This window comes from Gilliamella sp. Pra-s60, from assembly GCF_009795755.1.
In the GTDB taxonomy this organism is placed as follows: domain Bacteria; phylum Pseudomonadota; class Gammaproteobacteria; order Enterobacterales; family Orbaceae; genus Gilliamella.
The window spans coordinates 1-15,369 of the sequence record NZ_WTFA01000001.1 but is presented as its reverse complement, the minus strand read 5'-3'; the positions used below and the strand labels follow the sequence as shown (position 1 = coordinate 15,369).

General features: G+C 37.7%; 11 protein-coding genes and 2 pseudogenes. 3 read left to right on the top strand and 10 right to left on the bottom strand.

Annotation, left to right across the window (positions count from 1 at the left end; translation table 11 throughout):
• Nucleotides 1-33 precede the first annotated feature (33 nt).
• Both GQ596_RS00065 and GQ596_RS00060 read right to left on the bottom strand, forming a co-directional pair.
• Nucleotides 34-858 carry a TIGR03915 family putative DNA repair protein gene (locus GQ596_RS00065; protein ID WP_160399657.1) on the bottom strand — a complete coding sequence of 275 codons (825 nt, stop codon included), beginning with the start codon at nucleotides 856-858 and terminating at the stop codon, nucleotides 34-36.
• Between the two features lies 1 nt (nucleotide 859).
• Nucleotides 860-2,140 carry a putative DNA modification/repair radical SAM protein gene (locus tag GQ596_RS00060; protein ID WP_160399655.1) on the bottom strand — a complete coding sequence of 427 codons (1,281 nt, stop codon included), beginning with the start codon at nucleotides 2,138-2,140 and terminating at the stop codon, nucleotides 860-862.
• 257 nt (nucleotides 2,141-2,397) lie between these two features.
• Between GQ596_RS00060 and fabB the strand changes: the two genes are divergently transcribed.
• Nucleotides 2,398-3,609, top strand: a complete 1,212-nt coding sequence (gene fabB, locus GQ596_RS00055; protein ID WP_065636530.1) for a beta-ketoacyl-ACP synthase I — start codon at nucleotides 2,398-2,400, stop codon at nucleotides 3,607-3,609.
• Nucleotides 3,610-3,695: 86 nt separating this feature from the next.
• Here fabB and GQ596_RS00050 read toward each other — a convergent pair whose 3' ends face one another.
• From GQ596_RS00050 to GQ596_RS00035, 4 genes are all read right to left on the bottom strand, one after another.
• Nucleotides 3,696-4,418, bottom strand: coding sequence for an amino acid ABC transporter ATP-binding protein (locus GQ596_RS00050; protein ID WP_160399653.1), 723 nt, complete (start codon nucleotides 4,416-4,418; stop codon nucleotides 3,696-3,698).
• A complete protein-coding gene (locus GQ596_RS00045; RefSeq protein WP_160399652.1) occupies nucleotides 4,405-5,169 on the bottom strand; it encodes an amino acid ABC transporter permease in 765 nt (254 codons plus the stop codon). Before GQ596_RS00045 ends, GQ596_RS00050 begins: the two co-directional genes overlap by 14 nt.
• 18 nt (nucleotides 5,170-5,187) lie before the next feature.
• Complete coding sequence (locus GQ596_RS00040) at nucleotides 5,188-5,958, bottom strand: basic amino acid ABC transporter substrate-binding protein (RefSeq protein WP_160399650.1); 771 nt, start codon at nucleotides 5,956-5,958, stop codon at nucleotides 5,188-5,190.
• A 475-nt stretch (nucleotides 5,959-6,433) separates the two neighbouring features.
• Nucleotides 6,434-8,014 carry a hypothetical protein gene (locus tag GQ596_RS00035; protein WP_160399649.1) on the bottom strand — a complete coding sequence of 527 codons (1,581 nt, stop codon included), beginning with the start codon at nucleotides 8,012-8,014 and terminating at the stop codon, nucleotides 6,434-6,436.
• Between the two features lie 1,817 nt (nucleotides 8,015-9,831).
• Here GQ596_RS00035 and GQ596_RS00030 point away from each other — a divergent pair.
• Complete coding sequence (locus tag GQ596_RS00030; protein WP_160399648.1) at nucleotides 9,832-10,797, top strand: IS30 family transposase; 966 nt, start codon at nucleotides 9,832-9,834, stop codon at nucleotides 10,795-10,797.
• 228 nt (nucleotides 10,798-11,025) lie between these two features.
• Nucleotides 11,026-12,684, top strand: coding sequence for a hypothetical protein (locus tag GQ596_RS00025; protein WP_160399647.1), 1,659 nt, complete (start codon nucleotides 11,026-11,028; stop codon nucleotides 12,682-12,684).
• A 281-nt stretch (nucleotides 12,685-12,965) separates the two neighbouring features.
• Here GQ596_RS00025 and GQ596_RS11205 read toward each other — a convergent pair.
• The 4 genes and pseudogenes from GQ596_RS11205 to GQ596_RS00005 form a co-directional block, all read right to left on the bottom strand.
• Nucleotides 12,966-13,439, bottom strand: a pseudogene (locus GQ596_RS11205) (type II toxin-antitoxin system death-on-curing family toxin).
• A gap of 18 nt (nucleotides 13,440-13,457) precedes the next feature.
• Nucleotides 13,458-13,637 carry a hypothetical protein gene (locus GQ596_RS00015; protein ID WP_065561099.1) on the bottom strand — a complete coding sequence of 60 codons (180 nt, stop codon included), beginning with the start codon at nucleotides 13,635-13,637 and terminating at the stop codon, nucleotides 13,458-13,460.
• A 361-nt stretch (nucleotides 13,638-13,998) separates the two neighbouring features.
• Nucleotides 13,999-14,961: an aldo/keto reductase gene (locus GQ596_RS00010; RefSeq protein WP_160399646.1), complete on the bottom strand. Its 963-nt coding sequence runs from the start codon at nucleotides 14,959-14,961 to the stop codon at nucleotides 13,999-14,001.
• Nucleotides 14,962-15,277: 316 nt separating this feature from the next.
• Nucleotides 15,278-15,369, bottom strand: a pseudogene (locus tag GQ596_RS00005) (elongation factor Tu); the annotation flags it as partial.

Here is a 15,369-nt window from a genome sequence, read left to right as displayed (position 1 = left end):
AGTCATATCTATAAACCATTTTAGTTAAATGTTTTATTTTAATACGGGTCTCATTTCTGGCAGATAATGCCAAAATCGACTTGGCATCTGTTGCCGTTGTAATTTAGGATTGATACGTTCTTTGATAGTTAACGCATTGCAATAGCGTTGCCACATGGTTTGAAATAATGCTTCTTCTTTAGTTAGATACTGCTGATTAACTTGGTTGTGAATAATCAAATCATCCTTATTAATAAGCGAAACAGGCTCAACAGTGTGTAAATTATAAAAATAACCATATTCACGCTTTTCGTCATATATCGCCCATTTTTGATCGGCAAAGCGCGCTTTAAAAAAGCTAAGTACTAATGGCAATACATTATAAATAGGAGCGATAACCGAAAAATACACTTTATCATTATTATCATTGTTATCATGATGCTCAAACTCACTATTAAGTGGATTACTAATAGCATTAAAGCGTACAAATTGCATCACACGATGCCGTTCTCGACTTACTTTTTTTGCAATATCATGCACGGTTAACACATCATGATCAGCAAAATCGGTTTCGATTGATTGAGATGATTTAAATACCTTACAAATATAACGAAAAACAGTCAAATCGCTTTCGGGCAATTCTGATAGCCACACATACATTAAATGACGAAGTGCAATTTTACTGACCTTTTTAATTAATGCTACACGCACTCGCTGATATTTAGACTCGCTAAATTCGACATGATGCCTGTCAGATACTAACAACGGTTCAATCTGCTCTACCGTCAACAAACATTCGGGCATTTTTTTCAGTTTAAACGCATCAAACACCGCACATAACAGTCCTTCAAAACTTTTATCGTAGTAAAACGCTAACACCCTACCACCCCATCACCAATTGCTGAGGAACATTATTTTGCTTATCTTCTAATAAAGTTCGTTCTTGCAAAGGCTGCTCTTGCAAAGTAAGTCGGATATAATCGGCCGAAGAATCAAGTAATTTAAACTGTTTCATTTCGTGACACACAACAAAAAACTTGGCACGCTTTAAAACCACCCCAATACGCTTAAGTGCCTCAAAAGTCAGTTTACGATGACGTCTTGCCATCACAATTAACTTTGCTGATTTAACCCCAATACCCGGAACACGCAAGATTTTTTGATAACTATCACGATTAACATCAACAGGAAAATACTGTGGATTACGAATTGCCCAAGCCAGTTTAGGATCAACCGCTAAATCAAGATCAGGATACTGATCGTTCACAATTTCATCGACATTAAAATCATAAAAACGCAATAACCAATCCGCTTGGTATAAACGGTTTTCACGCACTCTGGGTACGTCTTGGACAACGGGCAAACGTTTATCGTAACCATTTACAGGAATAAAACCCGAATAATAAACTCGCTTCATGCTTGGTCTTTTATAGAGTTTAGAAGTTAATTGCAAAATTTGCTTATCTGACTCATCTGTCGCACCTATAATCACCTGCGTACTTTGCCCTGCGGGTACGAATTTAGGGGTGGATCGAAATTTTTTGCGATCTTCGATATTTTCTAACAAATTTTGATGAATTTGGCGCATTGGTTGATAAATGCTTTGATGATCTTTATCGGGCGCTAATAATTTAAGATTTTCTTCGGTTGGAATTTCTAAATTAACACTCATTCTATCAACCAACAAACCTGCTTGATCAATAAGTTCATTACTTGCACCAGGGATCGCTTTCATATGAATATAACCATTGAAGCCATGCTCATTACGCAAAATTTTTACCACTCTAATCATCTTTTCCATCGTATGATCAGGGCTTCTTACAATGCCAGAACTAATAAACAAACCTTCAATATAATTACGGCGATAAAATTCAATGGTCAAATCGGCCAGTTCTCTTGGTGTAAAGCCTGCTCTTGGTATATCGTTGCTTTGTCGATTAATACAATAAGCGCAATCAAACATACAATAATTGGTCAGCATAATTTTAAGTAACGAAACACATCGACCATCAGCAGTAAATGTATGACAGATACCAGATTTATGCGCATTACCAATACCTTTACCTTTGTTGCTTCTTGACGCACCACTTGACGAACAAGAAATATCATATTTTGCCGATTCGGCTAATATTTCAAGCTTCGCTACCATTTTTTCATTCATATAAAAACCATCAATAATACTGTTTATAAATACAGTATTATAGCGATATTACTATTCTATGCAACCTGATAGTACTGCTAAACCAAATAGCTTTTATTTAACAAATAACCAAATTAGTTATTTTTATATAAAAAACCAATGGAATAAAACATTATTAGAAATAAAAAAAGAGCCAAGGTATTGTTCAGCTTACAAGCGTACGCTATAATCAGCACACTTTCTGTATGAAGCCAAATAACTTAGGAGCTAAATAGTAAATGAAACGTGTTGTAATTACAGGGTTAGGAATTCTTTCAAGTATTGGGAATAATACTAAAGAAGTTTTAGAATCACTAAAAATAGGTCGTAGCGGTATTACTTTTTCCCAAGAAATGAAAGACAGCGGAATGCGTAGCCATGTATGCGGAAATGTTAAACTCGATACAACCGGACTGATTGATCGTAAAATTGTTCGCTTCATGAATGATGCTTCTATTTATGGTTATTTAGCTCTACAACAAGCTATTGAAGATGCCAAATTAACACCAGAGCAAGTATCTAACCCTCGTACTGGGTTAATTGCCGGTTATGGTGGCTCAACCAAAACGCAATACAATGTTGTTGCAGGTATGAAAGAAAAGGGATTACGTGGCGTAGGACCTTATGCGGTAACCAAATCAATGTCATCAGCCATTTCAGCTTGTTTAGCAACACCATTTAAAATCAAAGGCATTAGCTATTCAATGACATCAGCTTGTGCAACATCAGTTCACTGTATTGGACATGCAGCAGAGCTTATTCAACTTGGCAAACAAGATATTGTATTTGCAGGTGGTGGTGAAGAACTTTGTTGGGAAATGTCATGCGAATTTGATGCCATGGGTGCTTTATCAACCAAATATAACGACAACCCAGAAAAGGCATCACGCGCTTATGACAAAAACCGTGATGGTTTTGTTATTGCGGGTGGTGCAGGCATGGTTGTAGTTGAAGAATTAGAGCACGCGCTTGCTCGTGGTGCTCATATTTATGGCGAACTTGTTGGCTATGGCGCAACATCAGATGGTCATGACATGGTTGCCCCATCGGGTGAAGGCGCAATGCGTTGTATGCAACTTGCGATTCAAGATTTAGATGTTCCTGTTGATTATATCAACACTCACGGCACATCAACCCCAGTGGGTGATGTTAAAGAATTATGGGCAATTAAACAAGTATTTGGCGATAACATTCCAGCTATTTCATCAACTAAATCAATGACCGGTCACTCACTAAGTGCAACTGGTGCGCAAGAACTTATCTATTCATTGTTAATGTTAGAGCATGGCTTTATTACCCCAAGTATTAATATTGATGAATTAGATGAAGCGGCAATTGGCATGAACATTATTACTGAACCAACTGAGCGTGAATTAACAACTGTCATGTCAAATAGCTTCGGTTTTGGTGGTACAAATGCCTCAATTGTCATGAAAAAATACAAAGCTTAGTAAGCAAATTTAATTGATATCAAACAATAAAAAAACCGTTCTAAATTGAACGGTTTTTTTATTTTTAATAATCAAGCACAAAATAGTTATAGTACTTTACTTAAGAATAACTGTGTTCGTTCATTTTGTGGATTTTTGAAAATCTGTTCTGGCGAACCTTGTTCTTGAATAATTCCTTGATCGATAAAAATCACACGGTTAGACATCTCTCTTGCAAACCCCATCTCATGGGTAACAACAATCATCGTCATCCCTTCTTGTGCTAGCGACTTCATAACAGCAAGCACCTCGCCAACAAGTTCTGGATCTAGTGCTGAGGTAGGCTCATCAAATAACATCACAGCGGGATCCATCATCAAAGCCCTAGCAATTGCCACACGTTGCTGTTGGCCACCTGACAGTTGACTTGGGTAAGCATCAATCTTATCAATCAAACCGACTTTAACAAGCAAACTTTCGGCTTTAGCAATGGCATCGGTTTTCGCCATTTTTTTGACATCCATCGGCGCTAAAATCAAATTGTGCAACACAGTCATATGAGGAAACAAATTAAAGCGCTGAAACACCATACCAACTGATTCGCGCAAACGATTAATATTGGTTTTAGGATCATGTACTTTAAAACCATTAACAACAATTTCGCCTGATGTGATATCTTCTAACGCATTAATACAACGCAAAAAAGTACTCTTACCCGAACCCGATGGACCAATGACCGAAATGACTTCTTTTTCTTGGATATCACAAGAAATACCACGTAATACATGGATATCACCAAACTGCTTTTGTAGATTTTTAATGTGAATCACTTTTACTTAACCTTTTTTCCATATATTTTACAAGAAGTGATAATAAAAAAGTCATTGACCAATAAACAAGCGAAATAACAAAATAAGGTTCAGCATAAACCGCATTAGCAGCACCTGCAGTCCGAGCCGCATAAGCCAAATCAATCAGCCCAATAGCGGAACCTAATGACGAATCCTTTAAAATAGCAATCGCATTATTGCCCAAAGGCGGTAACATACGGCGAAAGGCTTGAGGCAAAATGACTTTACGCATTGTACTGCCATACCCCATACCGAGCGATCGGGCAGCTTCCATTTGCCCTTTATCGATAGACTCAATACCAGCACGAAATATTTCAGAAATATAAGCACCAGCATTCAAAGTAATCGCCAAAATACACGAAATAAATGCACCATACTCAACACGCAAATATCGCGCCAATTGTGGCGAAATAAAATAATCTGACACTAAAATTCCATTATTAGGATGTAACAAAAAAGGCATAACAACAAAATAAACTACCATAATCTGCACAAATAATGGTGTACCACGAAAGGCGCTAACATAAATTTTAACCGGCCACTTAACTAGCAAACACAGCACATATTTATAAATACCATGCCGACACTGAGCAACGCGACCAATACCTAATATTAAGCCCCAAAAAGTCCCAAGCACCACGCAAACAACCGTGCAAGTCACCGTCATTATTGCGCCATCAATAAACAACGGTAAATAATCTTGTATAATATCCCAGTTAAATCCCATCAATAAAACCTATTGCCCAAATTAGTTAATTGGTAAAGTTGGTACGTTATCGTCAAACCACTTACGATAAATTTTGTCATAAGTGCCATCAGCAACGATTTTCTTAAGCCCGTCGTTGATTTTATCATTTAATTTTTGATTCCCTTTAGCAACAGCAATACCAAAATATTGCGATTCAAAATTTGAATCAGAAATCAAATTAAAATCCTTACCTGGGTGCATTTTGATATAAAACTTAACTACCCCAACATCACTGACCGCAGCATCAATACCTTGTTCATATAGATCTTGTAAAAGTAGCGGCGTATTATCGAAACGCTTAATAGCACGACTATTGCGACCTAAAACCTTCGACACAACAACATCGGCTGTACTACCATTAACGACACCTACTGTTTTGGTATTCAAATCAGCAAGCGAAGCAATATTAGATCCTTGTTGCGTCACAATAACTTGTTCGGCAGGAAAATAAGGCAGTGAAAAATCAACTGAATTTTTACGTTTATCGGTAATTGTAATTCCAGAAATAATAATATCACGCTCACCATTATTCAAACTTGCAAAAATACTATCCCAAGGCGTATTAATCAGCTTAATATTAAAATGCTCAGCATCGGCAATTGCCTTAATCAGATCAATATCAAAGCCTTCTAACTGACGTTGGCTATTTTCAAATTCAAATGGACGATATGTACCACCAGCACCAACCACATAAGTTGGCTCATCGGCATAAGAAACAGCAGTAAAAAAAAGCACACAACTTGCAAAGATTAACGAAAAAAAAGACTTCATTGCGATAGCCCTAATTGTAAATAAAGTGGAAAAATATAATAACTTTTGAGCAAAATATTGCAACTTAATATTTAAATAAGGTGAATTAATGATAGGGTTTTGGGTTATAGGGGGAAGTAAAGATGGTTTCGGATGAGTTTTTTTAACAAAAACGCCAGTAAAAAACTTAAATAAAATCAATACCTTTCTTGACCATTTTTTTATGGTTTTGCAGTATTTTTTATAAAAAAGTAATTCATAAAAACCAATCAAGACTATGTTGTTGTCTTGTTTCGGTGTCAGAATGTGCCGACAGCCATGCCTTCGGCTCGGCTGACGGCGTGGTGGGGGCAGTGCTATTGTAGCTTTGCCACAACGGCGCAACCCTAAGGGAAACGCCCCAACTTACGCAGGGGCCTTATTCTTGTCTATATTGTCCTCTCAGGCACCGTAACCGCCTTCCGTGCCATGAGGATTAAGAACTAAATGCTAAGAACTAAGGTGCGACGCAAATAGCAAGATTGTCTCTACCGCGAGGAGAGTAATCCTTCCTGACCTCGCCTTTGTCCGAGTCGACATAAAAGTGAGCCCCGTTAAATTCGTCACTTGTCCAGTGCCAAGGATTAATGGCCGACATGAATTTCGCACTCTCATAGGAACCCAGGCGGCCCCACTCCGATAAAAGCCCTGCTCCTATTCGGCGCTGGTAATAATTACCATTAGACCACGGCACGGCACCATTTATACCATTTATACCACTTACACAAGGGAAGTAAGAATAAGGACCACACATTGCATTGGTTAAATCACTTATACTAGCAAGATAATAACCCAAACTTCTACACCATGCTAACTGGTCGTTATAAGGTTTATCATAAGAACCCCGACCGACAAACCAACGCTTTAACACAAATCCATACTTCACCTCATTACCATTACCATCCCTTCCCACCAACTCAAACGTCTGTGGCAAAGATGGGCGTCTAATTGGACCAGGGTTACTTGACCATATTTTAGTATAATCCGCCGTAGGACCATTCAACGTTACCCGTGTGGATGAGTTAACCCTACTTACCGTTGCCGTTATATCACCTGTCGTGATAACTGACCACGTCAACTGACTTTCATTAATTCCAGATATGTTCAAATCAAAATACAAGCCATCTGCTCCCGTTGTTGGGAAATTTCGGCCGTAAAATGATGGATTCGTTGACTGAACGAAAAAACCATTACTCCAAACGGTAGGTAAGTTAGTTGTATCTGTGTACGTACTCGGCCTGACAGAACAAATACCAGCACTCGTACTAATATAATAATTTACCCCACTAGAACTAAAGCTACTACTCCTTGGCACACCATACTGGGTGGTTAATGTACCGCTTGAATTATTTAGCCTTATTTCATAGGGCGAATTACATTTACTTAGTGTATCGTCACGACTAACGGTATGGTTATCTTTATCCGTAATAGATACATATATCCTACCAGTTGCCGTTACTCCTCCTATACCCTGCCCATCGCCATCATCATCTCCCCAATGTCCTTGAGTAACCAAATCATTTATGCTAATTGAACTTTGTGATGATGGCACCACCATATGTATATCATTAAATGTACTACCATTGACTAGTCTTATCGGATTTGTGTTGGTTGATCTATTTGTTGACCGAGTGATAACCCTACCATCAGGCAACTTTATCGCTAAAAGGGTATCAATATCAAATGCCTTTATCCTTCCCCCATCAAACGTTAAATACGGCGCACTACCCTCTATAACCCTTGATGTCTGTGCCGTTAACGCCTGTACACTCTGCGTATACGACAATAACAACAATGACGCAAGAACCAATGCGGATTTAGATAATAATGGTGATTTAAATAGCAATGGCGGTTTGGATAACCACTTGGATATCGGCGATAATTTTGCCGAAAATATGTCCGATGACGGCGTCGATTTCGCTACGCGAAATGACTTCGGTGATGAAAATAACTGTGGCGCTTGTTTTTGACCACTGTGTGAATCAATAAGATTTAGGGCATAGGTTTGGCAGGCCAGATGCCAGATGCCAGATGCCAACCATGGTAATGCATTTTTATTTCCTTGTCAAGTAATTTCTTGTTTTATTTGAATTTTTATATCCGTTCGCTCAATTAATAAGCGATTCCCTGCTTGAAAAAAGCCTAAAAATTATAACTTGATGATAAATAATCCGCCACTTTTTTTGTTAATTTATTGTAAAGATTTGTTAGATTGTAGGGGGAGTTGCTTTGTTTTTTTGGGGGATTATTTTGTTTGATAAAAATGTTGTATAAAAACTTCAATAAAATCAATGCTTTTCCTGACTGTTTTTTGTGGTTAAGCGCTATTATCTAAAGTGTGCTTTTATTGGTTTTGTGGGTTTATTAGTTGTTGGAGTTCAATGCTAGTTATGCAACTGGTTGATTTTGTTTGAAAATAGTTAAATAAAAAACTTCAATAAAATCAATACCTTTCCTGACCGATTTTTGTGGTTAAGCGCTATTATCTAAAGTGTGCTTTTATTGGTTTTGTGGGTTTATTAGTTGTTGGAGTTCAACGCTAGTTATGCAACTGGTTGATTTTGTTTGAAAATAGCTAAACAAAAAACTTCAATAAAATCAATACCTTTCCTGACCGATTTTTGAAAAGTAATTTCGTTGTTTTTTATAAAAAAGTCACTTATAAAACCACTCAAAGCTATATTGTCTATATTGCTCCGACATTTAGAATATATAGTCAATTAGAGCAAGACCATTTTCCGTCTGGAACAAATTTGAACATCTGTACAAAATGAAGGTGGCCTTGTAGAATCGAGTATCAGGATGATACAAGTAATCATTACCAATACGTTAAGACCGAGTGACGGCGTCGAGAATTCATAGGTCATATTATGTAGACAAAGTGTGGGATTACAAAGGGAATTTGAACAGCTTTAAAAAGTTGGATTGTTTAAATCTACTTTCTTGGGGGCAGTTCATGGTTCAGCTTTGATGGTGATTTTAGACGATGTTTTTTGTTAAAAATCACTAAAGAAAAACTTTATTCACTAAAAATTTTTAACTAAATCAATATTTTTTAAGGACCAAGTCAGTTGGTCGTTTTGATATGGATAAACCTAAAACTAGTCACACTCTAGTCGGGAAGTTGCAACTAAAATGAGAGTTTAGGCATTAGGTATGAATTAACACGGCTTTATTAAAGCACACCGCAAACACGTACCATATCGCTACAACCAACAGCTTGGTTATTTTGTTTATTATGTCGATTATTAAAATACTCAAAAATCGTGGTGTGAATATAAATAAATTCACAACTTTCTTTGATAAATTTGTGGTTTTCGAGAATTTTTAAATGGTTAAGGAATATCTTTACCAATCCCTAGCTTTATATTAAAAATATATTGCCTTCCATCTACAAATCTTTCTATTTTATGCTTACCAATTTTTTAAATAAGATGGTATTAACGTTTTAGAGTATAAAGTGTCATAAAAATTTTGACTAGTTTTCTTGTGTGTTTTTTTGTAAATAAACGTAAATTAATATAAATAAAATAAATAGTTAAATTTAATTTGGGGGAATGAGTAATTAAAATATAGATTTATTTTTAAGACGTTTTGAGTTTTTGGCGTGTTATCCATCAATCAATTCCTTAGGCTACAACGTGAGCACTACAATCAACTATAATTATTTTGATCAACAAAATAAAAAAAGGCTTATCTTACGAGAAAATCCAGAAAATATATTGATTTTATTTATATTTTTTTGTTGTTATTCCTGGATTCAAACATGAAGTGCAATTTTAAACACGGTGGAGTGAAGAAAGTGAAAGGTGATTTATACTAGCACCTTCGCACCACCACAGTTTGGAGATTGCTATGTATTATAATCACCTTTCTAGAAAGGAAAGATACCAGATTTTCGTATTATTACAAGCCGGAAAGAATAAAAAAGAGATAGCGCAGCTACTCAATAGACATCCTTCAACAATAAGTCGAGAGATAAAAAGAAACTCAAAACCTAATCAAACCTATCAAGCACATGAGGCGGTAACACTCGCTCGGAAAAGGCGAAAAAACAGCGGTAATGGTAAGGCAATAGAGTCTTCAGTATGGCGTCAAGTTGAAAAATACCTCATGCTTTATTACAGCCCAGAACAGATTGCTGCACGTTTAAAGAAAGTCAGCGTCCAATCAATCTATAACTACCTTTATCAAAATAAAGCACGCTATGAACAATTCAAACCTTATCTAAGACGAAAAGGTAAAGCTTATCGGCATTGCAAGGCACCGAGTATTAAAGAAGGAGACCGCCGATATAAACGGTCAATTAAACAACGTCCAAGTTATGTAGAAAGCCGGAAAACGCAAGGACATTGGGAGGGCGATACCATGATTAGCCGTAAAGACAAACAAGCATTGTTGACGTTAGTTGAGCGCAAAACTGGACTCGTACTCATTGGACGCCTTAATCAACGTACCGCCTCCGAAACGAGAGATATGATAATAAAATTGCTAACGCCATTTAAAAAGATGGTTAAAAGCATCACCTTTGATAATGGGATGGAATTTAATTATCATCATGCGATTGAGCATTATTTAAACACTACCGTATACTTTGCGGAGCCTTATAAAAGCTGGCAAAGAGGCACAAATGAAAACACCAATGGCTTAATACGTCAGTTTATACCTAAGTCAGCGGCCATTTCATTAGTTGACGACGAACAGATAAAGAAAATACAATATCTATTGAACACACGCCCAAGAAAACGGCATAAGTTTAAAAGCCCTGCCTCCTTTTATTCGAAGGAGCTAAGAAAAATTGCACTTCATGGTGTAATCTAGGTCTTTATCAAACAAAACCACTCTCCCAAAAAACCCAAAGCAACGCTTTCTTACTTCTAACAAATCTTTACAATAAATTAACAAAAAAAGTGGCAGATTATTCACCACCAAGTTATAATTTTTAGGCTCCTTCAAGCAAGGAATCGCTAAAAAACAAAGCGAACGGATAGGAAAATCGATAAAAAACAACAAATTACTTGACAAAGGAATAAAAATGCATTACCATGGTTGGCATCTGGCATCTGGCATCTGGCCTGCCAAACCTATGCCCTAAATCTTATTGATTCGCACGGTGTCCAAAATAGGGCGCCACAGTTATTTTCATCAGCGAAGTCATTTCGCGTAGCGAAATCGACGCCGTCATCGGCAAAATTACCGCCGATATCCAAGTTGTTATCCAAACCACCATTACAATCCAAACCGTCATTATTGTCTAAATCGGCACTGTTCTTCGCACCATTGTTGTTATTGTCATATACGCAGGATGTACAGGCGTTATCGGCACAGACATCAAGGGCAATAGAGGGTAGCGCGCCATATTTAACGTTTGATGGTGGACAGACAAAGGCTACTAATACAGACACCTTTTTGGCAATCGAGTTGCCAGATGGAAGACGTATTACGCAGTCAACTAACACATCGAGTGCTACAAATCCGATAATATTACCTCGTGGAAATTATACATTTAATGATATTCATACGGTATTGCCATCGGGAACAACATCTATTAGTTTAAATAGTCTAATAACTCAAGGGAAGTGGGGAGATGATGATGGGGATGGTCAGGGTGCAAATGGTGTTACTGCAACAGGGAATATATCGTTAACAATAAAGGATAAAGATGGCGCTACGGTTAGTCGTGGTGATACATTAAGTAAATGTGGTGCACCTTATAAGGTAACCTTAAGTAGTACAGGGGGTAGTTTAACTACACGGTATGGTGTACCAAATAGTAGTACATTTATTGGAGGCAGTGTAGAGTATTACATCAAGCCAGATTCTTCTGGTAGTTGTTACTTTGTGCAATCGGTCAGGCCGAATTTGTTGATGGGTGGAACAAGTGGCATTGATTCTGACGACAACCCAATTTATGCCGGTCCATCTAACATATGGAATCCAGCTAAGGGCTTTTTAACTCAATCAACAAATCCATCAACTTACAACCTAAACTTTCCAACTACAGGTTCAAATGGCTTGTATTTTGATTTAGAAATTCCTACTGGGATTGATGGAAGTCAGTTGAGTTGGACAGTTAATACAAGTGGTCGTCTAGGAGCAACGGTGAGTTGGAGAAGGCCGCTAACAGGGACATTCACAGACCCAAATGGGCGTACTGTCCAAGCTGATGAATGGATTAGGGATAAATCTAAGAATGTAGCACGGGTAACGTTGAGTGGTCCTGAAGCTGATAGTAGAGATATAAGTTCAAGTAATCCTGGTTCATTTCCACGTCCAGCTTTGCCACAGAAGTTTGAGTTGGTGGGTAGGGATAGTAATGGTAATGAGGTTCGTTATGGATTTGTATTGAGGCGGTGGTTCGTCAATCGGGGTAATAAACTGGATTATGATAGTAGACAATATGCTTGGTGTAATAGTTTGGGTTATCAAGAGGCAAGTGTAAGAGAGTTAACCGATGCCAGAAGAAGTACTAATCAAATTTCAGGCGCAGCACCTAGTTTATCAGGTAGGACTTACACGCGTCGCATAGGGGCAGGTTTTTTCTCGGAGTGGGGTGACATACCTCGTTACGCTACAAACTACGTCACTGGCATCTACTTTACGGGAACCCCAATAAGTGCCTACAAGGCCTATGTCACCTCGCACTACGGCGAAATCGGCGGCTACAGTGTTGCTTACCGATTTTACGTTATTTGCACCACACCTTAATTTTTAACGTTTAGCCCTTAATCCTTGGGGCGCGGAAGGGGGTTATGGTGCCTGAGGGGATAATATAAAAAAGAATAAAGCCCCCGCGTAAGTTGGGGCGTTTCCCTTAGGGTTGCGCCGTTGTGGCAAAGCCACAATAGCGCCGCCCCCCCCCGCTGCCGACGCTGAAAGTATCGATAGCAGTTTTAGTGGATTACGCTGTGGCGGTTTAAAGCGGTGGTCTAATTTATTCACCAAAGGTCAAAACGTCTGAAACGACTGCATCTAACCCACTCTATACACTAACTTTTAATAGAACTCATCAGTTTTTCAATAGCATGCGCATTACTAACGCAAAGAGTTCGGGAGTCAAATTCGTGTGACCAATAAAAAAGCCAGTTTTCTAACTCCTCCACACTATACTTTCCTGTCGCGACTCCAACGCCCATTTCAACAACTTCTGCGTCAGGCGCTTTTAATTCTTGCCCATTTAATAGTAAAAAGAGATAACCAGAAAACATAGCGGTTCTTTTATTAGCATTTGCAAAAGGGTGATTTCTAATCAAACTCTCAATAAGAACAGCCGCTAACCTAAAAATATCCTCAGTTTGTTAGTGATACCTGTAAAGACTGGGTCTAGCTTGGGATGAGCCTAAGGTATTCTCATCACGAACATATATAGGCTCTTTAGGTGTCTGTAGTTTAATTAGCAATGAATTGATAAGCTTTATATCATCAACTGAAAGAAAATTGATTCCATCAACTATTTCCCCAATTTGTGACACTAGCATTCGTTAAACCTTTGATAAGTCTCTCATGGCTTTTTTGTAGCGAGCGAACCCAAAGGCAAAGGCATTTAAAACTTGCTCATTATGATTGCAGTCATCACTTAACGCAGGTTTTGCTTTAACCTCTACATGTTTGTCACGTGGCGGAATATAAAGACGATTTTCCTTTATTTGTGCGTGACCCATAAATTCACCTCATTAGTTTTTATATAAGAATGGCTGAGAACTAATACGCTCTCAACCTTAAGTCGATTATAAATACCATAAGGTAAAGAATAAAGAAAATTTATACAAATCACAAAAATCAATAGATGCTATATATTTGACAATTAATTACTTTTTAAATTTCTTATATGGCGCTAAAGTAGCAATAAGTAAAATAATTGAAGAAGCAAGATTTCAAAACCACCGCACCCAATTTATTCTATTCACAAAAACAAAAAAAAGGCCTGATTTTCCGCTAAAAAAGCGGTCAGGAAAGGTATTGATTTTATTAAAGTTTTTTTGCATGGTTTTTGTAAAAAACAACAACATTCTCCTTTTATCATCAAATCGCCCCAACAATACGATGCGGTATATACGGCTCTTCTAAATAAGCAATATCATCTTCCGATAACGAAACCTTAATAGCCCCAACTGCATCATCAAGATATTTAGTTTTAGTCGCGCCAATAATTGGTGCTGTCACCCCTTTTGCAAATTGCCACGCTAGTGCTATTTGTGTCATTGTCACACCGTATTTTTCGGCAAGTTCATTAACCCTTTGTACAATGCTGGTATCGGATTTTTGCGTGCTGTCATATTTAGACTTGGCGACTTGGTCGGTTTGGCTGCGTAAGGTGTCGGCTTGCCACTCTAAACGAGCAAGTCTGCCTGCGGCCAAAGGGCTATAGGGTGTTAAAGAGACATTAAATTGTTGGCAGATAGGAATAAGCTCACGTTCGTCTTCACGATACAGCAAATTGTAGTGATTTTGCATTGAAACAAAAGGTGTCCAGCTATTTTGTTTGGCGGCAAGTTGCATGTTATGAAATTGATACCCATACATAGCCGATGCGCCTAACGCACGGACTTTGCCTGCTTTGACAAGGTTGTGTAGTGCTTGCATTGTTTCTTCAATTGGTGTTGTGTAGTCAAAGCGGTGGATAATGTATAAATCAATATAGTCAGTGCCAAGTCGTTTAAGCGAACTGTCGATTTCCTTTTCAATTGCAGCTTTTGATAGGTGTCCTTCATTAAAATAGACTTTGGTTGCTAAGATGACTTTGTCGCGGGCAATATTTTTTTTAAGTGCTCGCCCTAAATACTCTTCGCTAGTTCCTGCCGAATAAGTATTTGCGGTATCAATAAAATTAATGCCTAAATCGAGTGCATGTTTAATGATGGCTTCGCTTTCATCAGCATTAAGGGTCCATGCGTGCATTTTGCTAGCTGGGTCACCAAAACTCATACAGCCTAAACAAAAACGAGATACTTGAATATCAGAATTACCAAGTTGTAAATATTCCATAACACCCTCTCTTTTTTAGAAATTGACTTGAGTAAATGTGATAGGTGCTTTTTATTGCTACCAATACACACTATTTCTGTGAATATTTTAATTGTTATCTTGTTTAAGATAAATGCGGTATTAATTTATAGTATCATGAATTAAATTCACGAATAATAAACGTATGCATAACTTTAAGATAGAAAAGTGAGGGGATATTAAATGATGATTATGCCGATAATGGTTATGGGTAAAGTGGATTTTATGTGACAGATATGTTTTGAGTAATAAAATAAAAAAGGTGCATAAAAGCACCTTTTTTATTGTAGCAAGTCGATTACTTGATAACTTTAGCAACCACACCAGCACCAACAGTACGACCACCTTCACGAATCGCAAAACGTAAACCTTCTGCCATCGCGATTGGGT

Coding starts and splice junctions, on each gene's coding strand:
- fabB (WP_065636530.1), top strand. CDS start 2,398: ATGAAACGTGTTGTAATTACAGGGTTAGGAATTCTTTCAAGTATTGGG.
- GQ596_RS00010 (WP_160399646.1), bottom strand. CDS start 14,961: ATGGAATATTTACAACTTGGTAATTCTGATATTCAAGTATCTCGTTTT.
- GQ596_RS00015 (WP_065561099.1), bottom strand. CDS start 13,637: ATGGGTCACGCACAAATAAAGGAAAATCGTCTTTATATTCCGCCACGT.
- GQ596_RS00030 (WP_160399648.1), top strand. CDS start 9,832: ATGTATTATAATCACCTTTCTAGAAAGGAAAGATACCAGATTTTCGTA.
- GQ596_RS00040 (WP_160399650.1), bottom strand. CDS start 5,958: ATGAAGTCTTTTTTTTCGTTAATCTTTGCAAGTTGTGTGCTTTTTTTT.
- GQ596_RS00060 (WP_160399655.1), bottom strand. CDS start 2,140: ATGAATGAAAAAATGGTAGCGAAGCTTGAAATATTAGCCGAATCGGCA.